General features: G+C 48.5%; 22 protein-coding genes. 6 read left to right on the plus strand and 16 right to left on the minus strand.

Annotation, left to right across the window (positions count from 1 at the left end; translation table 11 throughout):
- Nucleotides 1–18: 18 nt before the first annotated feature.
- The 12 genes from EXY20_RS24915 to EXY20_RS24970 form a co-directional block, all read right to left on the minus strand.
- Nucleotides 19–588 (minus strand): L,D-transpeptidase family protein, encoded by a 570-nt coding sequence (locus EXY20_RS24915; protein WP_235886185.1) that lies wholly within the window; start codon nucleotides 586–588, stop codon nucleotides 19–21.
- Between the two features lie 791 nt (nucleotides 589–1,379).
- Nucleotides 1,380–1,754, minus strand: coding sequence for a VOC family protein (locus EXY20_RS24920; protein ID WP_135554837.1), 375 nt, complete (start codon nucleotides 1,752–1,754; stop codon nucleotides 1,380–1,382).
- A gap of 157 nt (nucleotides 1,755–1,911) precedes the next feature.
- Nucleotides 1,912–2,466 (minus strand): YdcF family protein, encoded by a 555-nt coding sequence (locus EXY20_RS24925; RefSeq protein WP_135554838.1) that lies wholly within the window; start codon nucleotides 2,464–2,466, stop codon nucleotides 1,912–1,914.
- 155 nt (nucleotides 2,467–2,621) lie between these two features.
- Complete coding sequence (locus EXY20_RS24930; protein WP_135554839.1) at nucleotides 2,622–3,164, minus strand: AAA family ATPase; 543 nt, start codon at nucleotides 3,162–3,164, stop codon at nucleotides 2,622–2,624.
- Nucleotides 3,165–3,315: 151 nt separating this feature from the next.
- Nucleotides 3,316–4,989 carry an ABC transporter ATP-binding protein gene (locus EXY20_RS24935; protein WP_167859497.1) on the minus strand — a complete coding sequence of 558 codons (1,674 nt, stop codon included), beginning with the start codon at nucleotides 4,987–4,989 and terminating at the stop codon, nucleotides 3,316–3,318.
- A gap of 61 nt (nucleotides 4,990–5,050) precedes the next feature.
- Nucleotides 5,051–6,820, minus strand: a complete 1,770-nt coding sequence (locus tag EXY20_RS24940) for an ABC transporter ATP-binding protein (protein ID WP_135554841.1) — start codon at nucleotides 6,818–6,820, stop codon at nucleotides 5,051–5,053.
- A gap of 328 nt (nucleotides 6,821–7,148) precedes the next feature.
- Nucleotides 7,149–8,039 (minus strand): alpha/beta fold hydrolase, encoded by an 891-nt coding sequence (locus tag EXY20_RS24945; RefSeq protein WP_135554842.1) that lies wholly within the window; start codon nucleotides 8,037–8,039, stop codon nucleotides 7,149–7,151.
- 154 nt (nucleotides 8,040–8,193) lie between these two features.
- The gene (locus EXY20_RS24950) at nucleotides 8,194–8,802 is read right to left on the minus strand and encodes a DUF2239 family protein (RefSeq protein WP_135554843.1); all 609 of its coding nucleotides are present in this window, start codon (nucleotides 8,800–8,802) and stop codon (nucleotides 8,194–8,196) included.
- 217 nt (nucleotides 8,803–9,019) lie between these two features.
- The gene (locus tag EXY20_RS24955; protein WP_167859499.1) at nucleotides 9,020–9,559 is read right to left on the minus strand and encodes a phosphotransferase; all 540 of its coding nucleotides are present in this window, start codon (nucleotides 9,557–9,559) and stop codon (nucleotides 9,020–9,022) included.
- A gap of 338 nt (nucleotides 9,560–9,897) precedes the next feature.
- On the minus strand, nucleotides 9,898–10,566 hold the full coding sequence (locus tag EXY20_RS24960; RefSeq protein WP_167859500.1) for a 3'-5' exonuclease: 669 nt from the start codon (nucleotides 10,564–10,566) through the stop codon (nucleotides 9,898–9,900).
- A 251-nt stretch (nucleotides 10,567–10,817) separates the two neighbouring features.
- On the minus strand, nucleotides 10,818–12,434 hold the full coding sequence (locus tag EXY20_RS24965; protein WP_135554846.1) for a P-loop domain-containing protein: 1,617 nt from the start codon (nucleotides 12,432–12,434) through the stop codon (nucleotides 10,818–10,820).
- 496 nt (nucleotides 12,435–12,930) lie between these two features.
- Complete coding sequence (locus EXY20_RS24970; RefSeq protein ID WP_135554847.1) at nucleotides 12,931–13,272, minus strand: hypothetical protein; 342 nt, start codon at nucleotides 13,270–13,272, stop codon at nucleotides 12,931–12,933.
- A gap of 301 nt (nucleotides 13,273–13,573) precedes the next feature.
- Between EXY20_RS24970 and EXY20_RS24975 the strand changes: the two genes are divergently transcribed.
- Nucleotides 13,574–14,680, plus strand: coding sequence for a glycosyltransferase family 4 protein (locus EXY20_RS24975; protein ID WP_135554848.1), 1,107 nt, complete (start codon nucleotides 13,574–13,576; stop codon nucleotides 14,678–14,680).
- A 122-nt stretch (nucleotides 14,681–14,802) separates the two neighbouring features.
- The gene (locus EXY20_RS24980; RefSeq protein WP_135554849.1) at nucleotides 14,803–15,288 is read left to right on the plus strand and encodes a ferritin-like domain-containing protein; all 486 of its coding nucleotides are present in this window, start codon (nucleotides 14,803–14,805) and stop codon (nucleotides 15,286–15,288) included.
- Between the two features lie 91 nt (nucleotides 15,289–15,379).
- On the opposite strand, the gene EXY20_RS24985 is transcribed toward EXY20_RS24980, so the two are convergent.
- Genes EXY20_RS24985 through EXY20_RS24995 form a run of 3 tightly spaced genes read right to left on the minus strand, consistent with a single transcriptional unit; the run spans nucleotide 15,380 to nucleotide 17,886 of the window.
- A complete protein-coding gene (locus EXY20_RS24985) occupies nucleotides 15,380–15,856 on the minus strand; it encodes a DUF2231 domain-containing protein (RefSeq protein ID WP_135554850.1) in 477 nt (158 codons plus the stop codon).
- Between the two features lie 37 nt (nucleotides 15,857–15,893).
- Nucleotides 15,894–17,201 (minus strand): sensor histidine kinase, encoded by a 1,308-nt coding sequence (locus tag EXY20_RS24990; protein ID WP_167859501.1) that lies wholly within the window; start codon nucleotides 17,199–17,201, stop codon nucleotides 15,894–15,896.
- A complete protein-coding gene (locus EXY20_RS24995) occupies nucleotides 17,194–17,886 on the minus strand; it encodes a response regulator transcription factor (RefSeq protein WP_135554852.1) in 693 nt (230 codons plus the stop codon). The genes EXY20_RS24990 and EXY20_RS24995 overlap by 8 nt, the downstream gene beginning before the upstream one ends.
- A 265-nt stretch (nucleotides 17,887–18,151) precedes the next feature.
- Here EXY20_RS24995 and EXY20_RS25000 point away from each other — a divergent pair, with 265 nt between their 5' ends.
- Entirely contained in the window at nucleotides 18,152–18,907 is a 756-nt protein-coding gene (locus tag EXY20_RS25000) for an RnfABCDGE type electron transport complex subunit D (RefSeq protein WP_167859502.1), read from the plus strand.
- A gap of 45 nt (nucleotides 18,908–18,952) precedes the next feature.
- Here the strand turns inward: EXY20_RS25000 and EXY20_RS25005 are convergent, their stop codons facing one another.
- Nucleotides 18,953–19,201, minus strand: coding sequence for a hypothetical protein (locus EXY20_RS25005; protein WP_135554854.1), 249 nt, complete (start codon nucleotides 19,199–19,201; stop codon nucleotides 18,953–18,955).
- A gap of 355 nt (nucleotides 19,202–19,556) precedes the next feature.
- Here EXY20_RS25005 and epsC point away from each other — a divergent pair, with 355 nt between their 5' ends.
- From epsC to EXY20_RS25020, 3 genes are read left to right on the plus strand one after another with little or no spacing between them, the layout of a single operon-like run.
- Nucleotides 19,557–20,501 (plus strand): serine O-acetyltransferase EpsC, encoded by a 945-nt coding sequence (gene epsC / locus EXY20_RS25010; RefSeq protein WP_135554855.1) that lies wholly within the window; start codon nucleotides 19,557–19,559, stop codon nucleotides 20,499–20,501.
- 8 nt (nucleotides 20,502–20,509) lie between these two features.
- Nucleotides 20,510–22,651 (plus strand): sensor histidine kinase, encoded by a 2,142-nt coding sequence (locus tag EXY20_RS25015; RefSeq protein WP_167859503.1) that lies wholly within the window; start codon nucleotides 20,510–20,512, stop codon nucleotides 22,649–22,651.
- Nucleotides 22,626–23,330 (plus strand): response regulator transcription factor, encoded by a 705-nt coding sequence (locus tag EXY20_RS25020; protein ID WP_167859504.1) that lies wholly within the window; start codon nucleotides 22,626–22,628, stop codon nucleotides 23,328–23,330. The genes EXY20_RS25015 and EXY20_RS25020 overlap by 26 nt, the downstream gene beginning before the upstream one ends.
- Nucleotides 23,331–23,372 lie beyond the last annotated feature (42 nt).

A 23,372-nucleotide genomic window follows, 5' to 3' on the forward strand; every position in this document is an offset into this window, starting at 1 on the left:
ATTAGATTTGAATACCTTCTACTCCAGCAACCCGAGTGCCAGATAATCGCTCAAACTGACAACCCCGTCAACCTGCAAACCTTGCGACTGTTCAAATTTGCGCAGCGCTTGATCGGTCGCGCCGTCGAAACGACCGTTGCATGCTCCTTTATAGAAACCGGCGAATTTGAGCTGGAACTGAATGAGCATCACATCGGCGCCGCTATCGCCCAGGGCGAGCGGCCTCGGGTCCGCAAACGATTCGCCAAGCGGGTGCCCCATGATGTTGACGAGCGTGCCGATCGGCACCAGATTGTATAGTTCCTCGACGTGACGATTCAGCATGCGCACACAGCCGTGGCTCGCATCCGAACCTATCGAATGCGGGCGGTTGGTGCCGTGAATGCCGAATGTACCCCACGGAACATTCAAACCGATCCAACGGGAACCGAAGCCTTTCCCCCAATTTTTCGATTTGTTGACGACTTTCCACTCCCCAACGGGCGTTGGCGTTCCCGGTTTGCCCAGGGCGATCGGATATTTTTTGAACGGCACGCCGTCGATGAACAAGGTCAATCTGTTGCGCACAACGTCAATTTGGATCGACACTTCTGGTTCTTTTCGATTCTCTTGTGTCGCAGCTTTGGCGCACGTACTTATCCCCGTACCCACGAGAAGAATCGCAAGAACGGCAACTCCTAGCCACACTCTCCGCATGTTCGTTCAGACTCCAATCAAGTAATGTATCCTATCCGGACGCAAACAAATGAAGTGTTCCCGACAGCTGCAAGTTTTACTCCAGTTCTGCGTTTATGGCGAACGTGACTCTGTCGCCGGCATACTGATCGCCTGCCGAATGATAAATAAGGAACTGCTGCCGCGGTAGCAACATTAAGAAGGAAACCAAAAACATCAAAACGAAATAAATCAGCAGGATCGAAAGAAGCAGTTGAATTTAATGATACAGATCCTCGACAGGGGGTTAAACTGCAAATGCCTTTCGTGGTCGGAATGTTTGGAGAAAATTGAAATCAAACGGTTCGTGTTAGAGGAGTATTTTTATGCTAATGGCTAAAATTATGGCAGCAACATCAAAGATTGGATCAGATCGTGGAAATCAATTCCAAACAATCTTGATTCCTCGTCCATGTTGTACAGAAACCAATAGGCAGATCCCAATATTAATACATTGATAACCAAAGCCGACATCATAACGTTTATTTAGCGGCAGCCTCATCTAAACTGTAAACTTGCTTGTGCTGAATTATAGCAACGTACTCTCCTAGATTCAATGGTTACAATTCGTAATAAGCTGCCCGTTTGTTGAGCGAAGGTTGTACCCTGGAACGACAACAAGAGATGGATCGGTTCCATCGCTGAGCTTAAGAATCCGTAATGAACTATAATGTTGGATAGTCACCCCAAAGTTCTATTGCATTTCCATCTGGGTCAAAAAACTTAAAGGATAAGCCTTGGTAGTCTGTCAACTTTCCTACCTTTATTCCCTTGTCTTTGAATTGCTGGTAAAGCGAATGGATATCCTCACCTACAGTAAAGCCGTAAGTTGCTTGCACACCATTAGTGTAATTCATATGAGACGTAACTTTACCTTCTTCATTAGGTATTAAGATTACTCGAACTCCTGATTCTGTTCTCAATTCTAAACAAATCGCGTCTTCAACTGCTAATTTAAAACCAAGATGTTCTGAGTACCATTCCATAGCCTGTTGAAGATTAGTTACAGGAATGTACTGGTAACTGGTTTTTAGTTGCATAGAATGCCGCCTCTCATCATTTGTTTATCCAATGTCATATCCAATAAATACCACGAGTTTATTTAATTATCCTGCCCGATAACTTAACGAGACCACCGATCAAACTTCCGCGGCGGCCTCGTGATGTAGTTATGAAGCAAACGTAACCGTTAACGAGTTATTTAACCCAATTGTGTATATGATGCTTAAAATATTTCCCTACCTTCTCAAGTTCATTCATAACGCACCCTATTTTATTCTCCTCTAAATACCAGTTATCTTTTGAAGTTCCTGTTTTATCAATAACCGGACTTACATAAAATACTGTTTCTCTTGGAAAGTCAATCTGGTACGTTAAAAGCGCTCTTCGTGCGTGATAGTTTTTACAAACTAAAACGACCTTTTTGGGGGTTAACCCTTGTTGTTGTAAAACCTCAAATGAGAACCGCGAATTTTCAAAGGTATTAGTTGCTCTATCTTCTTTAAGTATTGCTTCGGAAGGAACTCCTAAAGATACTCCAACATTTCGTAAATATTCCCATTCAGTTGTTTCTACATGTGAAGTGGCTCCACCTGAAGGAAGGATTAATGAAGCAATACCCTTATGGTATAGCATCTCGGCTCTTTCCATCAATTGAGGATGACTTCCTCCTGGAATTAAAACAACATCTGATGGACCAATCTCTGTTTCATAAAACATAAAATCAGTAATACAGTCAAAAGGAGAAGACAACAATACACCCCCTAAGTGTAAGACCATCAAACTAATATACCATATTTTTTCCTGATGGTACTCCATCGACTTTTACTAGGTATGGGAACAATAGGCGTATAGATTGTTGATGATAAACTTGTCTTTACGTGCACACAATTCAACGGTTATTTGATTCATGCGTCTTTTGATTTTAGATAATCCAATACAATATCGACTCTTTCCTTTAGTGAATAATCTCCCTCAATACGCAATATCGGACAAGATAAACCTGACATCCAATGCTCATGCAAGGTTTTGCTTCTAACTTCTAATCCACCCTCATCATATTGAGCAGCCCAATCTACAAATGTTTTGAATTGTTCGGCCCTTTTTCCGCCTGGCAGTATTTCCTCGCCATATCTTCTTAATTCCCTCTCTTTTAATCTTTGGAGCCTTATATCTTTCGGAATATAAAGAAAGATAACCAAATCAAATTCCGACATTAATTCATCCCCCCAACCACAGACAGCTCCCGAAAGTATCCATTGCTTTTGTCTCTCAAGACTGCCTTTTAATAACCGTAGCCTGTCCTTCGGTTCCCTTTGCTTTGTAAACTTCTCAATCCAAAAATAATCATCCCCATCAAAATTAACATATGGTATAAGTAAAGATAGTTCATTCCCCAGAGTCGATGCTCCAACACCTGAGGCACCGAGGATATGTATCTGATTTATCATAATAAACCTCCGCGGAAAATTGGTAATCGTCGGAATACCTTTGTTGAGAGTATTGTCGAATTGTTTAAACTATCACTATTTTAACGCTACCCAAAATCGGCAAGCGATCAACCAGCCGGTTCCCTAGTTTCCATAGGGGGGGACGACTGTTTTAAGTTGCTTGCGATTGAAATTTCTTGTAATACAGTTCCTCATATTCGGGGCATGTCGCCAAAATTTGCTCGTGACGGCCGCTGCTGATGATCTTGCCTCCGCGCATAAAGTAGATGCAGTCAGCACCCGTTATGGTGGACAGACGGTGGGCGACTACTACACAGGTATGCTTTTTCATCAATTGATCCAGCGTTTGTTGGATAGCCAGTTCGGACTCGCCGTCCAGGCTGGAGGTCGCCTCGTCCAGCAGCAAGATGTCCGCGTTCTTGTAGATCGCTCTTGCGATCGCCAGCCGCTGGCGCTCGCCGCCCGAGAGCTGGATCCCGCGCTCGCCGACAAGTGTTTCGTATTGATCGGGCTTCTGCAGAATGAATGATTCCGCGTTGGCGCTGCGCGCCGCCGTGACGACTTCCTCGAAACGGCCAATTTCTTTGCCATATGCAATGTTTTCTCGTATGCTCCCATCGAAGACATAGGCGTTCTGCGGCACATAAGCGATCTGTTCCCGATACTCCTCCAGCGTATAATCGTTCAGGGGACGGCCCAATACGGTCACCTCGCCACTGGTTGCGCGGTACAGGCTGGCCAAAATTTTGACCAATGTGGTTTTGCCGCTTCCGCTGTCTCCGACCAGCGCGATGGTTTGTCCCTTCTGCACGTCGAGATGGATGTCTTCCAGCACATTCGTCGTGCCGTTGTAAGAGAAGCAGAGATGCTTTACGCTGATTCCGGTCCCGGCGGGACCGGTAACCCCGCTTGTCGGGTAACGTTCCGATTCAGGGGTGATAGCGAGTTGCTCGTAGATGCGATCGACGCCCGCAAAAGCTTGTTGCAATTGGACCGGCAGCGAAGAGAAATCGGTAAAAATGCGGATTACGTTACTGCTGACTGAAACCAACGCGGACAAGTTGGCGACCGCAAGCGTTCCTGCAAAGACAAACAGGAGACCGAAGATGGCTGTCAGTGCCTGCCCGCTGGTCCAGATCAAGATTCCCAACATGCCGACGACAGCTTCCAGATTGCTGTATTTGACTTGCGTGTGAAGCAGTTGCTTCGCGCTTTGTTTAAAATTTTGTCCGAACTGTTCCTCCAGGTTGTTGGTGCGGATGACGTTGAACCCGGTGATGCTTTCGGTGGCGGCGACGGACAGTTTGGCAATCTCGGCGCGGACTTTCTGCTGCCGGTTGCGCAGTGGCGTGATCACCTTGACGGTGAGCAACAGGAACAGAATGCCGATGCCGACAATAATGCCCGCCATCCGCATATCCAGCGTCATCATATAAGGAATGACGGTGAAGGCGGGGAGCAGCGCACCAAGAAAGCTGATCACCGTATCACACGCTTTGGAGAAAGCGTCCACGTCCCCGTTGATTCGCGCGGCAACATCTCCACTGTGTGTGCCGGAGAAATACGAGGAAGGCAACGTGTTGAGATGGTCGAACAGTTTGACCCGCATCGCGGCTGTTATTTTGCTGGTGATGATCTGGCTCCAGTAATTCAGGAGCGGACGGAGCACACAGCCGACAATCAGCGTCAGCGCGATCATCAGGAAAGCCAGGCGCAGCGCATTGTCCTGTTTCTCAATAAAATAGGCGATGATATATTTTAATGCCTGCGCCTGAAAAATGGCGCCGAGCGTGCCGCTGACCAGGCTGCTGATGATGCTGATCATCCACAGTTTGCCGCCGTATTTGCCGCACAGTTTGGTGAATCGGGTGAAGTCGGTCATGAAACTACGCTTCATATGCTTTTTCCTCCACAATTTGTGTGGAATACAAGGCGACATAGCGTCCGCTGCGGGCAACCAGTTCTTGATGGGTGCCTTGTTCGACGATGGTGCCGTTGTCCAGGACAAGGATCAGGTCGGCGTGTTGAATGGTGGAGATGCGGTGGGCGATCACGAACAATGTTTTGTTAGCCGAGAGATTGTTCAGCGCCTGCTGCACATGGAATTCCGAACGGGTGTCCAGCGCTGCGGTAGGCTCGTCCAGTAAAATGATCGGCGCGTTGCGCAAGATGGCTCGCGCGATGGTGATCCGTTGCCGCTGCCCGCCGGAGAGATTGATTCCCCGCTCGCCCAGTGTCGCTTGATAGCCGTGTTCGATCTCCTGGATGAATTCGTCGGCATAAGCGGCCTTGGCTGCGGCGATCACCTCGTCGTCGGTCGCTCCGGGCCTGCCGTGACGGATATTTTCCATGATGGTATTGTCAAACAAGTAACTCTCCTGGCCGACATAAGCGATGTTGCTGCGCAAGGCGCGGAGGTTCCACTCGCGCAAGGAGTGACCGTTGATGCGGATCTCCCCGCTGTATGCTTCGTAATACCCGCTGAGCAGCTTGAACAAGGTGGATTTTCCGCCGCCGCTTGCTCCGACCAGTGCCACCATCGCAGCCTTGGGCACGGAGAAGGAACAATTATCCAAAACGTGAAGACCGTTAGGGTAGGAGTATCCGACCTTGTCAAAGGCGATGACGCAGCGGGCATCCGCCAGACTGTAGTCGGCGCCGTCTCTGCGTTCCTCCGGCGTGTCGATCAATCCAAAGAAGTGCCGCGATATCCCGCTGCTCTCGACGATTAACGCGACTGACTCTTCCACCTGATAGGCAACCAGCGTCACATTGGGCAAAATCATCGAGAACGCATACAGACTGCCGATGGTGATCTCGCCGCTTGCGACAAAGAAACTGCCGACCACATAGGAAAGCACAAAGGGCAGAAAGAAATTAAGCCCGGAGATAGCGCCCATGAAGCTGCGGCGTTTCCGGATCGCCTTGTTGTGACCGTATTGTTCCGCGACGGCGGCGTTGTATCGTTTGCCGTGGGTTTTCTCCATCCCGAAAATTTTATAGATCTCGTTGCCTTCCAGAAAGTCGCGTAAATATGCGTTATACTTGGTCATGCTTGCTTGCTCGGCCTTGGCGTGTGACGAAAGAGGAATCGACACCTTGCTGAGCAGGAAGGTCGTGACCATGACGACGGTGATGACGATCAGCGTCAACTTCCAGTTGATGAAGAAGAGCAAGGACAATCCGAACAGAATGTTGACCGGCGTGTGACTCCAGATTCCTGCAACAGAATTTGTAAGAAATTGTTGTATTTTCTCTATGTCATTGAGTAAGCGCGAAGTGACCGTACCGGTATGTCTGGATTCAAAATAGCCGATGGGCAGCGCATTGATCTTGTCGATGATGGCATGTTGCATCAGGTAGGCGGCTTCCGACCGGTAGCGGTAGTTGGTCAAGATGTTAATATAATGAATTCCGGTACGCGCCAGAACAAAAATCGCCATCCAGATCATAAACGTGACCGCTTCGGACCAGATGCCGCTGATCGCGATGTCCAGCATCTTGCCGAGGGTGCGGGCGATCATGATGTTCAAGGAAGCCGAAGCCAGCCCACCGAACCAACGCCATATGCCCCATCTCCAGAAGGAGCGGCTCGTATAAGTATGCAGTCGCCATGCGGGGCTCCATATCGAACTTCTTGCCGTTGTCTCTCCCATGACGTCAACCTTTCCGGATGAATCTGCCGTATCGCAATCGAGCGGGTATCCTTGTAAATAAAACCATGTATCACGGTATATATCATAGAATTGGCTCTTCTCGCAATATTATTTTATTGCGCGCGCCCCCTTCTGGCAGAAGTCACATTACCAGTGGAATTGGCATATTTGCCTGTTTACAAATACCGCAGCCGCGTATCGGCACTCCTAACGACATAGACACCTAACAGTTCCAATCGGGAATGTGTCCGCTTCCACTCGGGTTGTATGCGTCAAGGGGGCAAATTGATCAGCGCTGCGCCGCTGGGTCTATTCCAGGAAGCGCGTGTCAATTGCGACGAGCCGTTCGCTCTATGCCATCAGCGGTTACTTTGTATAGTTGGTGCGGCAGGTCGTGCCCCATGCCTTCGACCAACATTAGCTCTGCGCCCGGGATTACAGAAGCCGTGTCCTCGCCACACGCCGGGACGAACAGGGGATCGTCCACCCCATGAATGACAAGTGCTGGTGCTTTTATGGTCGCCAGCCGCGGACGACGGTCACCGGAGACAGCAATCGCAGCAATTTGTCGTCCGACACTGCCTGGATCATAGGCTCGCTGGACTTCCTCCAGAATGAGTGCCCGATAATCGTCTTCTTCAAACGGATAGCCAGTACTGGCGATGCGTCTTGCAAAAGAGAGGCTGTGCGCCAAAAATCCTGCTTCATCCTCAAAGGGGTTCGGTGCCGGTTTAGTCATCATCTCCATGACGTCCGGGGCAGCTTGCGGAAGTGTAGGATTACCGGAACTGGACATAATGGAGGTGAGTGATAAAACCCGTTCAGGGTGCTCACTGGCTGCAATCTGGGCGATCATTCCGCCCATTGACCTTCCAACGAAATGTGCTCGGTCAATGGAAAGGGCTTCGAGCAGTCCGATTGCGTCATTGGACATGTCATCGAGAGTGTAAGGGATGTCCGGTCGCCGTCCTGACATGAGAGCAGTCGCCAGTGCGTCAAAATCCAATGCCCGATAATGGTTAAAGTGTGTTGAACAACCTGCGTCGCGATTGTCAAAGCGGATTACGCGATAGCCCCGTGCTGCTAATATCCGACAAAACGGAACCGTCCAACGAATCATCTGGGTTCCAAGCCCCGCGATTAGGATAATAGACTCGTCATTTTCGTTACCGAAACTGTCATAGGCCAAATCAACACCGTTGACTTTCAGAATATTCATGATCATGTTCTCCTTCAATTAATTCAGTATCGCAAGTTCTGCCATAGGCAGAAGGCGTGAATCTTCGATCGCTGGAATAGATTCAAACTCTGCCATAGCGGCTCCTTTCGTAGTTCCTTTTTTAATTCTTTACTCCTGCAAATGCTTTCATTCATTAGTTCTCTTCAGAGAATGCACTAACGGCTAATCTTTTGATATGATTTCTGATATCAGGTGCCCAGTCATCGATGAAGTGGTAAAAGCGATCCAAATCACAAGCATACAGTGCCCGCAGAGCTTCCTCGTAGTGATGGAAGTTTCCTGCCATAGCTGTCATAAAGTTATGTGTTGCTTCTTGTGAATCTCGGATATTGCTCTGTTTTTCTCCAGCATGGCGAGCCTCATCAATGAGTTTTCTTAATGTTACCGACGCCCCTCCAGGTTGACTCTTGAGCCATTCCCAATGCCGTGGCATTAACGTAACTTCACCGGAAACCACCCCCAGCTTGGGTCGACCGACCTTTTGAGTAGGCTGGTGATTCACTTCCGAACCGGATAAGACACCAAACTGTTCTCCCAATCGTTTGAGCACATCATCTGTCTTCCCACGAAAATCAACATCTATCGGCTTCCCCGTGGAATCGTCAAATATAAGCAACCGTGTAAGGTCTTTGTCATCCAGATTATCCTTCACTGCAGTGACAACTTGCTGTAACGAACCACTGGAAACGACTCTCACACCCAAAAATGCCGTGCAGTTAAAGCACGTTAAGGCTTTACTCATGTTGACCTCCTCTCTGCTTGTCTCACCTATTTTACCCGGATGAAAATAAAAAAACAATATTACCCGGGTAAAATGTTATTCCTTATTCGCTATAGAGGAATAAATGCAAAAAACACGGCTAAGAGGAACCGTGTTGTTGAGAGCTAGTGTTTGCCGGGTGTTTGAACTAACGTTTTTTCGAATGATTAAATCTTCGTAAGCTCCACCAATTGAAGCCTCATGAAATCCCCTTCAATTGTTCCGTTGGGAAATGATCTTCAAGCCAGTGCATCTCCTCTATAAACCGCCCAAGCAACGGCCTCAGCGCACTCTCGGCACGAACCTCCGTACGATACCACCAGATGGACTCAATCAAATACAGCATTGACATCGCCCGCGAGAGAACGCCCTCCGGAGCTTCCGAGTGCTCGCGGTAACCACTCATAAAAGCTTGAACAGTCTCCATCCTCAACTGGCCATCCTGCAATGCCCCTGACAATATCGCACGAGCCACGTCGATTTCCGGATAAGCCGTCATCATCCGGTCGAAGTCGACAATGCCGGCCAAGCCCCGCTCATGAACTAGCAGATTGTCCACCCATAAATCCCAATGCAGCCACCCGATTTTACTAGACTCGAATTGTTGAAAATCCATCGCGCCCGGGCAAGGAATTCTCGCTTTGTTCAATCCGTGCTGCAGATGGAGCGTCTTCTCAATCGCGGTTCTTCGATCCGGTCTAGAATGGAGCTTATACCGTTCCGGGTGATAGTACTTCACAAACACGGGCCCCTGATTCGTTGCCATTTTCCACTTTACGTTAAGCCAGCCCATCTCGATGGGCAAGGCTTAGCTGACATGCAAGCCGAACCGATCTTTGAGATGCGCCGCGATCTCGGCAGCCAAATTTTCTGTTGAAGGATGTGACATATTGGGGAACAACCTGCCCTTCAAAATCATCTATCTTCATTAAAGCACAAGTGACTCCAAAGAGTAACTTTTTTACTATTCCCCCGCCTTAAGCGTGTTTAAGGTCGGGTTTATAATCTTTATTTTTATGATTCGTTTCTAGCACATTGTGATCAGTAATCGCTATTAAACCATCTGCGACTCAGAAGTTATTCTTCCTTAAGGTACATAGCAGGAATAACAAATCGTTTAACCGTTATACCTTCTTTGATATTAAAGTCGGGTATATTTCTTTGTTTGTATTCCTTCAATATTCGATCTAGAATCCTGCTTATTAAAACGCAATCCCCTAATGCATCATGACGTTTAATATCATTTGTTTCGATTTGGTAATGCTTTACAAGATAATCAGTACTAAACACATCATTAAGTTCGGGATGTATTTGGGCGAATAATGCCTTGGTATCGATGACAGGGTTCTCAAACAGTGATAAATTACTCCATTGACAATGTTTTTGAAGCATTGGAAGATCATATTCATACCCGGCTTGCGTAGCCAATACTGCCGTTCCGCAAAAATCTAGAAACTTCCGGTATGCATCCGCAAATGCAGGGGCATTGGTTAATCTTTCGTTCGAAATTCCCGTTAATTGCTCAACACTTTCCGGAATTAACTTCGGCGATTTTACCAGGGAACTGAACTTTCTCAATACTTTTCCGTTCTGATAAATAATGGCGCCAAATTGGGTAATGTACTCTTTCTCAACAAGAATGCCCGTTCCTTCTAAATCAAATATGCAATATGGACGCTCATGTATTTGATCTACATAGACATCTTTAACTAGATACTCAGTTTCCGATACATAATGAATATTCAAGTAATTCACGTCCTTCTAAATATTTCTCGCGTACTGAGGATTTCTGTCCGATAGCTTAACGCCCACGTCGATCTAATATACTGACATTCTATCCCAGCTATATACCCATGTTCATTTCTCTTAATAACTCCAAGAGTTTCAGGCTTGAATTCTGGAAAATAAAATGGGCCCAACATCCCCAGGGTTTATGGGATTCCCTATGTTTCCAACTCCAATTACTTTCTTCTCTTGAAATTCATAAACCATAGGTTTCATGTAATACCTCCATTCAAATGTTTCATTCGGTTTATGACTGATAATACTTCATTAATTCTTGGTAATTCAAGCCATCTCTCGAAACCAGGAAAAAAGGAAGAAAATACAATATCCACTCCTTCTCTCTCCATATCTTCGAGACCTTTTTTAATTTTTTCATGAAGAAAGATGAGGCGATCCTGATTACTTATAGCAATTTTTCGAAGTAAAAAGGCAATAGCTGCAAGCTGGGCGTGTGATGTGATATTGTATAGCCCTCTGATATCAATTTGTTCATCACCTATCATTAAGTATCCCATGGTTGAAACCATCAGCTTTTCCGTACCACTGCCCTGTGGATAGCTCGAAAAGTGATCGGTGGTTATTTTTCTTTCTATCTCCCATTTTGTATGGGGGATACGTTCGCGTGGTTTGTCGTGTTCACATAATTTTTTTGCTTCCTGCGTTACGTTTTTTGGCACAAAATTGTCCATCAGGATAATTTGATCGGCAACGGATAAAAATTCACCGCTACCTCCAATTACAAGAACGGAAGACACGCCGACAGCCTCATAAAGCTCCCTGACCCGTTCCGTAAAAGGCGTAATGGGTTCATGCTTGATTAATGAACGCATTTTGATGTCTTGAATCATAAAATTCGTCGCACTTCTGTCTTCATCAATAAGAAGAAGCTTACACCCGAAGTTGATGGCCTCCATAATATTTGCGGCTTGAGATGTGGAACCTGAGGCGTAGTCAGTCGAAAACTGTTCAGCCGAACGATTGGGTATCCATTTTATGAAAGGCGTAATATTGATATTTCTTATGGAACGACCTTCCTCTGCAGATATTTCCATTGCACTTTGATCGGTAATCACAAATTCTCGTCCGTCGCCTATGACGTGATTGTGAATCGCCGAATTTAGTGCATCCAGCAATGTGCTTTTACCCGAATAACCACCGCCGGTGATGACCGTCACACCATGTTTTATTCCCAATCCTCGCAAACCGCAAATTTCAACTTCAACATCCTCCGGGGATATAAAAGGCAATGCCCCCTCCAGTGGGCCGCTGTTATCTTTATTTCTTGGCAAAATGCTGCCATTCGCAATAAACGCACAATTTTCACTGGATTTCAGCCATTCGCGAATCATATTTTGTTTTTTTACCAACTCAAAGGCAGCATTTAATTTGATGAGATCAAAGTTGGCAATAAACTTCTCAACTTCTTTTGGCAGCATTTTGCAGAGCATGCGCATCGCTTTATCATTATTCCGGAAAGGAAGTTGAACGGTAATCATTATGCATAGATACCGTTGCTCCGGCATGGCTTCAACAAAGGATGCATTACGTTGCAACACCACATTGGTTGGACGAAAGCAATAAAAAGCGCCATTTTCCTTATCGGGTCGTGACCGGTTATAAACCAATTCATTTAATGCCTCCATGTGATCAGCCCATTCTCTTAATGCAAAATCGGAAAGAACAATTGGATCTCTATTTTCATCCAAGCCAAGACGGTCAAAAGGTATTTTTATGGTGATGCATGGTTTATCCAATGTGAGTTTATGTGTCCGATCAATGTAATAGGCAACATCATGATTCCAATAGATTGGGTCAGGTTCATAAATCATACTGTAAGATGACTGTCCGGATTGTAATGCGCGAAAATATTGAGCGAGTCTTTTGATAAAGCATCATCCTTTCATATTTGGGAAAACAGTAGATAATGGGAACGGTGCCGAAATGGAAACGATATCTCAAGAAGGAGGCCCCTGTTGAACTAAAAAAATGACAGCCACTCCGCAAGTGGCTGTCATAGACCGGCAAGAAAGCTGCCTAAATATAAAAGCCCGGAGAGTGAATCCTACCCTCAGAGCCAAATGTACTTGTAAAAAATATCTAAAAAGCAATATGAGGATAAGAGTTATATGTTGTTTTTGTGTTCATTGTCCTCACCTCATTACGATTTACTTTTACTGCAACACAATCATAACATTAAGATCGTCCACGATATAGGGAAAAATTAATTATAATTGACTCAAACCCTGAAAATAGGTAATCACCGACCTCATGCCTCGGTGTACGCCTTTTTAACCAATTCAAGAAGGTGCGATCGGATCTTCCCCCTTAGTTCCCCGTGCTTTTCATCGGAATAATGATGTTGCGCATCCGACCACATTTCCTTCGGGTATTGCCACACTGGCATATATTTTCTTTCTTCCGATTCCCACTCGTACCTTGGAGACATTTCGTCACCGGCACCGGTATTTCCTTTGTCACAGCCCAGCGACAATACTGACTATCTGCTATAACTGCCCCAGGCTCCTGCGTTAACGTTCCTCCAACCACTAAAACAAAACCGTTGATTTTTGCAGATGCTTTTAATTCCAGGTTTCCATTAAAAAGAATAACCAAATCGTTGATCGTTCCGAGGATGGTCGCATTCCCTAGGCTGTGCCATTTTTCCAACCTTCCGAATCCCATAATACTCGCCAAGCACCGCCGCGGACCTGAGTGTTTTGCTAACTTCCCTGTTATGACCCCATTAGACGTTCTTTTCCGCTGCACAATCACCCTTACATCAAACGGCCTCCCCCCACCGAGGCCAAACCTTACAACTCGATCGTCTGGGGAGATAACTTGATCGAACTCAATAATCAAAGTGCCCTCGCGGCTTTTGGTTTGCCACATACAATATTGAGATTCAGCAGCTGCGAAAGAAGAATAATCGCATCCATGAGGAAAATACCACTCGAGAAGGTGTGAAACGATGTCGGACGTTCTGGTCATTTGGAGGGGGCCTGCAAAACGTGCCTCGGGACTAGGGAAAGCGAGTAGAGAATACGTATCTGCCCTAAAGAGACAAGGCATAAAAGTCAGAATAGGCGGCGAATCGAGGGCCAGAGGAAAAATCGGCAAGAATAGACGTAAGGTGCTAATCTATCATCAATTACCACAAAGATGGAATATGGCACAGGAACGAAAACAGTTTGACCGGATCATACTTAATACAATTTGGGAAACGACTCGGATTCCCTCCCATTGGCCCAAGAAGATCAACAAATTTGATGCGGTTTGTGTGCCAACAACACACAATAAAACCGCTTTGCGTCGAAGCGGTGTTAAGATCCCAATTTACATCGTCCCCCATGGAGTCCACACCAAAACGTTTAAACCCAGTAATAAGAAATATCCCTTGCCAATTGCCAAGGGACGCTTTGTTTTCGTCTCCATTTTTGGATTTCAACATCGGAAAAATCCTGAAACGTTGTTGAGGGCTTACTGGGAGCAATTTTCAGCAGATGACCGGGTGTTGCTCGTCATTAAGACAAATGGATATACGCGGCAGGAAACCGGAAAATGGATTCGAAGCCGTATCGGGGCCTATAAGAAAAAGCTCGGGATACGCAAAAAAACAGCCCCGATTGTTATCATAACCAAACATATGCATCAGAATCAGATAAAGGGCGTTTTTACCCTCGGCAATGTATTCGTTCTTCCGACCAGAGGAGAGGGAGTTGGACTTCCTTTTTTGGAGTCGTTGTCCAGCGGGGTTCCCGTTATTGCTACGGGTTGGGGCGGTCATATGGATTTTTTAAACGACGGCAACTCCTTTCTCGTCAAATACAGATTGCGTTATCCGCAGATTAGCATGAATAGCAAGTACGCGATAGCGCGACGATTTCGATCCTTATTTTCGGGTAAGGGTCAAAAGTGGGCCGAACCTTCCCTTTCCAGCCTAAAAAGCTTGATGTACTCGGCATATCGCCATCCCGAACTTTGCAAGAAAAAAGGCCGGCGTGGTCGCACGAACATGAAAAAGATGTCATGGACATTTGCGGCAGCAGTATTGAAGAGAGTTATCGAAATGAAGTGAGTACAGTTCGAATTACCAAGTTGATTTCGAGCTTGCAGCTGTTAAGCTTTCGGAAAGTTTAAGACCATCTCGCATAGAATAAGTAATAAGTCATTGACTATGTAGGGAGGTAAGCCAATTCAATGTACTGGAACAATTATCAGGGGTACGGTTGGTATCGCGTGGCCTTCCAGCCCATCTGGGCCACGAGTTACATAGAAGCGCTGGAACTAATGAGACAGGCGGTTAAAGGGGAGAAATCAGATGAGTTGTTCTATGACCAACTCATCCGACTCGCTCCGGGCAAGGAGCAGGTCGACATCATCACTTCCATCCGGGACGACGAGCGAAGCCACAACAAGATGTTCCGCGAAATGCTGCTAGTACTTACAGGTCAACAAATGGGAACAGGTAGTGGCGAGGAAAATGAGCCGAGACCCGATTCTTACCTGAACGGATTGAAGACCGCATTATTCGGCGAACTTTCCGCCGTTGAACGCTATCGCAAGATGTGGTTCGGATTGCCTCCAGGGGTCTACAAAGACACGGTTTTCGGCATTATTCTTGATGAACTCAAACATGCAGACAAATATGATTTCCTCATTGGGCAAACGGTTGCAAATCGTTGAAGACAATATCGCTGATCGATACCTGATACGATATATGAAAACGTTTCTTCAGGTCTGAAGAAACGTTTTCTTTCCTATTGGGAAATTGCATTCACCGATGAAGCCGCGTTTTCGGGGGATTAACATCTGTTCCATTCATCTGAACGCCGACGCCGTCTGTATAGACCATTTTGCCTCCGTAGTAACCGGTCCCAAGAACGAGCCCGCACGAAATGATGGACAGGAACAGGTAGCCGATCAACATAATCTTGGCCAATGGACGGTTGCCCCTCAGTATCAGCCACAACCGCCATGCAGCGAGCAGCGACACGCCCCATGCAGTCAAGTTAGCCAAATTGGAATGAAGCTCCAGATAGGACGTATTGCCCCTTGCATCGTCTTCCGGTCCCGTGGCGACCGCAAGCCATGCGCCTAAGACTGCGACAAGCCAAAGCCACAAACCTTGTTTAGGCGACAGCACGCGGTTCCGCCATGCAAGCACAAGATCGTAGAACAACGCGATGACGATGATGGCGATCGGAAAGTGAACGATAATCGGATGAACATGGTTGATGATTTCGGACCACATAGTAGTTTCCTCCTTGTTGGCGAATCGGGTGTCGCCGCTATGGCAGCCGGACGGTAAATGTCGAGCCTCGATTTACGGTGCTTTTTACTTCGATACGCCCGCCGTGGAGGCGGATGATTTGGGCAGCGATCGACAAGCCGAGTCCCGTTCCTCCCCACTCTCTGGACCTTGCCTTGTCCACCCGGAAGAACCGTTCGAATAGATAAGGCAAGTTTTCTTCCGGGATGCCGCATCCCTGGTCCGCCACGATCAGCTCCACCCCGTCTCCATTGTTTCTGCGCGCTTGGATCATGACCGTTCCGTTCGGAAACGAATATTTGACCGCGTTATCGAGCAGGATGTAAAGCACCTGGCTGATTTGATCACGATCTCCCGCGTACGATACGTCTTCTTCCGGAAGCATATCGTCGAGCGAGATATCGATTCCTTTCTCCTTGGCGATCGTCGTTTGCATTCTCGTTGTCACCGCCTGCAGCGTATCGCGCAAGTCAAACGTCTCGCTTCGCAGAAGTGGTGTGCCGCCGGAATCGCTGCGTGCCAATGTAAGCAGTTGTTCCGTTAGACGGATCATCCGAATAATCTCATCCTTCATGTGGTGAAGCACGGTACGATGGACGGCCGGCAGCCGGCTCTGCTCTTCCTCCAGTATTTCTACGGACGATTGCAACACGCTTAGCGGTGTCCGCAGCTCATGTGAGGCATCGGCAGTAAATTCCTGCTGCCTCTTCAAGGAACGCATGATCGGAACCATCGCACTTCCGGCGAAAACGTAACCGATCCCGGATGCGACAAGGAGAAGCACTCCTGAAAGACCGGCGATCAGCCATTTCATTTCACGAAGCAAATGGATTTGGTTGCTGATGTCCTCGCCGATGAAGATAACGCTTCCTTTGCCGTCTCCCGGAGATATCCGGAACAATGCGTATACACTTCGTCCCTCGGGCGCCGTCTTTTCCAGACGAAAAAAATCGGAGCCACTCATTCTTCCGACAAGCCGCTCTTGGATTTCCGCATCTATTAGCGGGTTCCGATCATCCGACGAGGAAGAAATCATACTCCCCGCGGTGTCAAACACGACGGCGAATTGATCGTATTGCAGAAACTCCCATTCCATGACGCCGATCCGTAAACGATCAAACTCCTCTTTGACACCATATCCTTTGCCGGTCGTATGTCTTACCCACTCATCCGCCGTCTTCTTCCCCGTTTTCTCCATGCGGTTATGTTCATCCCGGTTCACAACGCCTGCGAGCATGAAGTAGAAGGAAGCCGCGAGAATGATGAGAATCAGGGCCAGAATGCTGCTGAAAACAAGCAACAGGCTGCGGCGAGTCCGCTTAATCATGCCCGTCCTCCCCTTTGACGGCAAGTCGGTAGCCCCTGCCATGCACGCTCTGCAGCATTTTAAATGCAAAAGGTTCGTCTATTTTCCTCCGCAGCAGCTTGACTGTGGCATCTACCGCATTTAATGTAACCTCGGCGCCGCTGCCCCACACGTAATTCAGGAGGCGCTCCCGCGACAGCACTTCGCCCGGATGCCGCATCAAGTAGGAGAGCAACTGCAACTCTCGCTTTGTTAGTTGAATCGGCACGCCGTCTCTTGCCGCTTCCTGGGTGAGCGGATTCAGGTTGAGGCCGTTGAGCGAATACATTTCCGTATAACCGCTCGATTGCTTGCGGCGACCAAGCGCCACGATGCGGGCGAACAGTTCCTCGAATGCAAACGGTTTGACCAAATAATCGTCCGCCCCCTGTAACAAGCCATTCACTCGATCCTCCAGTGCATCGCGCGCGGTAAGCATCAGGATCGCTGTTGTATCTTGACGATCCCGCCATATCTTGCACAGCTCAAAACCGCTGGTACCGGGAAGCATCCAATCCAGGATGTACAAGTCGTAGCTGTTCGCGTCCAGGTAAGCTTCAGCTTCCTCCGCACGCTGCGCCCAATCTGTCCGATGCCCGGAGGAATCCAGCTTGTATTGAATCATAAACCCGAGTTTGGCATCGTCCTCGACCAACAGAATTCGCATAGATGCCCCCTTTCCTGCTCGATGTCGATCATTATAAAGAATCGATTATGAAAAAGTAATGAAAACCGTCGTGGAAACAACGGAAGTACGAAAATAAATAAATCCCGCGGTGGTGCGTGAGGCGAAAAGAATCGAGGATGGAATAGTTCTATTATCGGAAATTACATGATTTTTTCATACGTTTGTTTCTATGATAAGGATTCAAGGGAAAACGGAGGCTCATGCCAAGCGAAAACGGGGATATTGGGGCACGCCGAAAGGAACGATGCTGATCGTGTTGGCCGGACTTGCGGTTATCGTTTCCGCCGCGGCGGGGCCCGTCCGCGGGTTACTTAATATGGCCGTCGCGTCTGCGACGGCGGCACTTCTCGATTACGCCGTTATGCACTTGCAGCAGCGCAAAATAAGTTTACCCGATGGTGCCATGCTTACCGGTATGATAATCGGCATGGTATTAAGCCCGACTACATCCTGGCCGGTGGTCGTGCTCGCGGTTGCGCTGGCGATTGCCTCCAAGCATCTGCTTGCTCTTGCGCAACGACCGATCTTCAACCCGGCCGCGGTCGGACTGCTTGCTGTTCTCACGATTTTCTCGACTGGTCAGGATTGGTGGGGCGGCCTGCCCGATTTGCCGGTATGGTGGCTGTCTCTGCTTCTGATGGCAGGGTATTGGATCGCTCACAAAGTGCATAAATTTCCACACATATTCACCTTTTTGGCCGTTTATTTTGCGACCTTCCTTTCCGCTGCCTTGTTCGGAACGGCCGAGGTGAGCGACGTGTTCCGTGTCCCTTTCCTGAACACCGCATTGTTTCTTGCTTTTTTCATGCTAACCGATCCCCCGACGTCTCCTGCTAAGCCTGCCGAGCAGGTACTGAACGCCATCGTTGCGGCAGGAGTTTCCGTCTGGTTCAATCTGGTCGTAGGCGGCTTATCGTTCCTGCTCGCGGGACTGCTGGCTGCCAATCTAACACACGCTTTTGTTTCTGCAACAAAGCGGCGTTGGAAACGAGGCGTCTGACAGTCGTACATCATCGAAAATAGAATGAAAAACGAGGGGCACTACTTACAACACCGATTGACAAGAACATTTTCCGATTCCAGAATCCGCCTCCCTAGCGTCGGACATCATCTGCTCGATATACTGCTTCTTTTCCACAAGAAGAACATTGCTGGACAAGTCGACTTGTTTTATAATATGCGTCGTACTGCTGCGGATCGTCAAATAACCGATCGAAACGGCAGGGATACTGATGGCGACGACGAACATCAGCAAGATTTTATAAAATCCTTTCTGTGTCTTAAACGGCTTCACATCTTCTCCCTCTCTCACCCAAAATTGAAGCGTTACATTTCAACTGAAACAACGATACGCAACTTAATATCCATCTATCATACAACCTTCGTTTAATTGAAGGCAATGATGCAATCCGACGATCGTGCGATCAAACGATGAGAAACGAGACGATAGATTAAATGTTGTCCATTCAATGTCGAAGCAGGTCGTAACGCTGAAAAAATAAGGATTCGCTACCGGTCTGGCCCAGGTGCCCTTTAGAAATTGAAAACAACTTCAACTGGAGTTAAAATGAAGTGACGTTGCAGGGAGGATTGCAGGTACGGTGTTCGCCTTCCCTGTTTGTACGAGCATGGGAATCGGAGATGAAACAATGAGCAAATATTTTCATGAACAGCTTGGCAGCCTTGTCACAGCGATCGGCTCCAGCTATCAACAGCAGTCTCATGTAATTCCATTGGATGCAGCCGCTCTTCCGAGCAGAAATACGATTATTGAAGTCATCCAATTATTGAGAGAACTTCTGTTCCCGGGCTATTTCGGAAAACAGAACCTTACAACCGCTACGCTCGACTACCACATTGGCGATCTGCTTATTCAAGTTCACGATAAACTCCTCGAACAGATCATTTTCGTCCTAAAGTATCAAGCCGCTAACGAAAAGTCCGCAGACGTCGCTGTAGAGAAAACGTCTGAGGAGATCATTTACGCATTTTTAAGCAAACTGCCGGAGCTTCAGCGGATGTTGGCAACCGATGTGCAGGCCGCCTTCGAAGGCGATCCTTCCGCTCAAGATACGAACGAAATCATTTTCTGCTTTCCCGGTATATTTACCGTTACGATTTATCGGCTGGCACACGAATTGTACAAGCTGTCCGTGCCGCTCATCCCGAGAATCATGACGGAATACGCGCACAATGAGACGGGAATCGATATCCATCCCGGCGCGACGATCGGCAGCTATTTCTTTATCGATCATGGCACAGGCGTCGTGATCGGTGAAACTACCGTTATCGGCAATCATGTGAAAATTTATCAAGGCGTCACCCTTGGCGCTTTATCCACCCGGGGCGGACAAGCACTTCGCGGCTCAAAGCGCCACCCTACACTGGAAGATGAAGTAACGGTCTATTCCGGCGCTTCGATATTAGGCGGCGAGACGGTTATTGGCAAAGGCGTCGTTATTGGAAGCAATGCCTTTATTACAACCTCGGTTCCGGATGGCACGAAAGTGAGTGTAAAGAACCCGGAATTGGTGTTCAAAGGTCATTCTCCTCGAGAATTCAAGCAGGAATTCCATGCAGACTGGATGATTTGATGTGGAGAGTGGGCACAATCAGGTACGCCGCAATAATACTGATCGGGTTATTCATCTGGTGTTTTGCTGCACCGTCATCTTGGGGGGCGACGCATGTCATTAGCGCGCCTGACGAACGAATGGACTTGTCGCAGTGGCATCCGCTGGAAGACGGCATCATAACGTTGGACGGGCCTTGGGAATTTTATTGGAAGCAATTGCTCGAACCTGCCGACTTCGCGGATAGCCACATATCCGAAAAGGCAGTAATCGTTACCCTCCCGGCGCAATGGAAGTCATACCGAATAAACGGTCAACCTTTATCCAATGAAGGCTTTGCCACCTATCGCCTGGCGTTTCCGTTATCCGGCGCAGCGGCCGCTGGGCCGCTAGGCTTGTATATCAACAACATCGCTTCCGCCTATAAGATCTGGATTAATGGCGAACCGATGAAAGGCAACGGAACCGTAGGCAACGATCGGACCCGGATGGTGCCAAGAAGCTACCCGCAGGTGGTCTTCTTCCTGCCGAGTTCCGGCGATAACGAAATCGTGATCCAGGTGTCGAACGATGTCCAGCGTACCGGAGGAATATGGGAGCAGATCGAGCTCGGGGATGCCGGGGACATCTCCGCGCAGCATCGAAACCGCGTCATGGTGTGGACGTTCATCACCGGCTGCTTGCTGCTTATGACGGTGTTCTCCGTTTTCCTCTATTTGTTCCGTAAACAAGAACGCGCGGCCCTGTGGTTCGGGCTGATTTGTTTGGCCATCTGCATCCGATCCTCGTTATTGGGCGAATCGTACGTATACGTCCTCTTTCCGGAGCTGTCCTGGGAATGGGGGGTGAAGCTGGAGTACTTATCGGAAATCGTCACGATTATCAGCTTGGCCGCCTTCGTGAATAAACAGTATCCGCGGGATGCGATAAGACGATTGTTTCCGATCTTCGCCGTTGCTCTGTCCGCATTTGCCATTCTTGTGCTGGCAACGCCCGCCATCGTATATACGAAGCTGATGGTGCCGTACATTATCGTGCTGCTGCTTCCTGTTTTTGTATATGTCATGTACATATATGTCCGCGCGGCGCTGCGTCGAAGAATGGGGTCGCGAATCAATATGATCGGCTTTAGCGGCTTCTTCCTCGCCGTTATTCACGAAGTCCTGTATTATACCGGCTTCCTGCCTTTCGGCGGGCTTGTTTCGTTCGGACTGTTGTTTTTTCTGCTGACACAGCTGATGAATTTATCGTCGGCGTTCACCAAGGCAATGACCGAGTCGGAATCGTTGACGTCGCAATTGCAACAGGTGATCGCTTCGCAAGAAGAGACGATTAAAGAACGCACCTCCTCCCTGCAGCAACTAAACGACCGGCTGGAACAGGGCAATCGCGAGCTCATCCGGATCGAAAACGTCCGCAGTGCGCTGTTGGCGGAAGTGTACCACGACTTGTCAACCCCGATTACAGCGATCAAAGGCTTCTCCAAAGCAATCCATACGGCGGTCATTGCGGAAGAGGAGGCGCCGCTCTATGCCAGCCGCATCTACGAACGCAGTCTGATGCTGGAGAAGCTGATCGACAACGTCGTCGAGCTTAGCCAATTGAAGACAGGCGAGGTACAATTTCAGTTCGTCGCAACGCCGCTTGTCCCGTTCGTTCGCCAATTGAGCTTTCGGTATGCAACTGAAGCAGCGGCATCCGGAATTGCGCTTCACTGGGTGGAACCTGCGATCCCGCTTCCTCCCGGGAAGGAGCTGCTCGTTGTCATCGACAGGCTTCGGTTCGAGCGCGTCATGGACAACCTGGTTGCCAATGCGGTCAAATATTCTCCGGTTGGCGGCAGCATACGCATCGGAATGCAATTCCGGCCCGAACCGCAGGCGAATCGCGGGCAAGCGGCGATTTATGTAGCCGACTCCGGCATCGGAATTCCGGAAGCCGAACTGCCTCACATTTTTAAACGCCGCTACCGTATACAAGGTACCGATCAGTCCCGGTCGGGCAGCGGGTTGGGGCTCGCGATCTGCAGCGAAATCGTGGCGCGCCATCATGGCGAGCTAAGCGTAAGCAGCCGATTGGGAGAAGGAAGCGAATTTACCGTCTTGCTCCCCGCCGCTGTCGGAGAGCTTGCCAAAGGAGATGAACATGAACACGTCCATACTGCTCATTGAAGACGATGCCGACATCGGCGAACTGGTAGCCATTTACTTGCGGAAAGAAGGGTATCGCGTCGATATTGCCTGGCATGCGGAGCAAGGAATTGCCTTGTTTCAGAAAGGAGCTTACGACCTGCTAATTTCCGACATTATGCTGCCCGGCATGGACGGCATGGAGCTTGTAAGGCACCTCCGCAGCCGTACGACGATCCCGATCCTCTTCCTCACCAGCAAAAAGACGCCGCAGGACATCGTAGCCGGTCTGCAAATCGGCGGAGACGATTACATAACGAAGCCGTTCGAGCCGGAAGTGCTGGTCGCGCGAGTTCAAGCGGCGCTTCGCCGCCATCGCGCATCGGGCGGACTGGAACACGGCGATGGCAGCGCTGACAGCTGGGAGGACGGGTGGCTGACGGTTCGGAAGAAGCGGCTTGAGGTGCTGGTGGACCGAAAGCCGGTCGCCTTGCCGGCCAAAGAGCTGCAGCTGCTGCTTCTCCTGCTCGATCATCCGAAGCAAGTATTCAGCGTTTCCCAACTGTACGAACGCATATGGAGCTTGAACGGCGACAGCGACGAACGAACCGTAATGGTCCATATCCATCAGCTACGCAAGAAAATCGAGATCGAGCCAACGAAGCCCCGTTATATCGTGACGGTTCGCGGCTTCGGGTACAAGTTCGGCGGAAACCGATAACGAAGAAGCCCCGAGCTTAACCGCTCGGGGCTTCTTCGTTAA

The sequence above is a fragment of the Paenibacillus cymbidii genome, assembly GCF_004764705.1.
GTDB classification, from domain to species: Bacteria; Bacillota; Bacilli; order Paenibacillales; family NBRC-103111; genus Paenibacillus_AN; species Paenibacillus_AN cymbidii.

Bases quoted from the DNA above. Each gene is read 5' to 3' on its own strand.
- EXY20_RS24920 (WP_135554837.1), bottom strand. From the start codon at position 1,754: ATGCAACTAAAAACCAGTTACCAGTACATTCCTGTAACTAATCTTCAA.
- EXY20_RS24930 (WP_135554839.1), bottom strand. From the start codon at position 3,164: ATGATAAATCAGATACATATCCTCGGTGCCTCAGGTGTTGGAGCATCG.
- EXY20_RS24935 (WP_167859497.1), bottom strand. From the start codon at position 4,989: ATGATCAGCATCATCAGCAGCCTGGTCAGCGGCACGCTCGGCGCCATT.
- EXY20_RS24940 (WP_135554841.1), bottom strand. From the start codon at position 6,820: ATGGGAGAGACAACGGCAAGAAGTTCGATATGGAGCCCCGCATGGCGA.
- EXY20_RS24945 (WP_135554842.1), bottom strand. From the start codon at position 8,039: ATGAATATTCTGAAAGTCAACGGTGTTGATTTGGCCTATGACAGTTTC.
- EXY20_RS24950 (WP_135554843.1), bottom strand. From the start codon at position 8,802: ATGAGTAAAGCCTTAACGTGCTTTAACTGCACGGCATTTTTGGGTGTG.
- EXY20_RS24965 (WP_135554846.1), bottom strand. From the start codon at position 12,434: ATGATTTATGAACCTGACCCAATCTATTGGAATCATGATGTTGCCTAT.
- EXY20_RS24975 (WP_135554848.1), top strand. From the start codon at position 13,574: ATGTCGGACGTTCTGGTCATTTGGAGGGGGCCTGCAAAACGTGCCTCG.
- EXY20_RS24980 (WP_135554849.1), top strand. From the start codon at position 14,803: ATGTACTGGAACAATTATCAGGGGTACGGTTGGTATCGCGTGGCCTTC.
- EXY20_RS24985 (WP_135554850.1), bottom strand. From the start codon at position 15,856: ATGTGGTCCGAAATCATCAACCATGTTCATCCGATTATCGTTCACTTT.
- EXY20_RS24990 (WP_167859501.1), bottom strand. From the start codon at position 17,201: ATGATTAAGCGGACTCGCCGCAGCCTGTTGCTTGTTTTCAGCAGCATT.
- EXY20_RS24995 (WP_135554852.1), bottom strand. From the start codon at position 17,886: ATGCGAATTCTGTTGGTCGAGGACGATGCCAAACTCGGGTTTATGATT.
- EXY20_RS25000 (WP_167859502.1), top strand. From the start codon at position 18,152: ATGCTGATCGTGTTGGCCGGACTTGCGGTTATCGTTTCCGCCGCGGCG.
- epsC (WP_135554855.1), top strand. From the start codon at position 19,557: ATGAGCAAATATTTTCATGAACAGCTTGGCAGCCTTGTCACAGCGATC.
- EXY20_RS25020 (WP_167859504.1), top strand. From the start codon at position 22,626: ATGAACACGTCCATACTGCTCATTGAAGACGATGCCGACATCGGCGAA.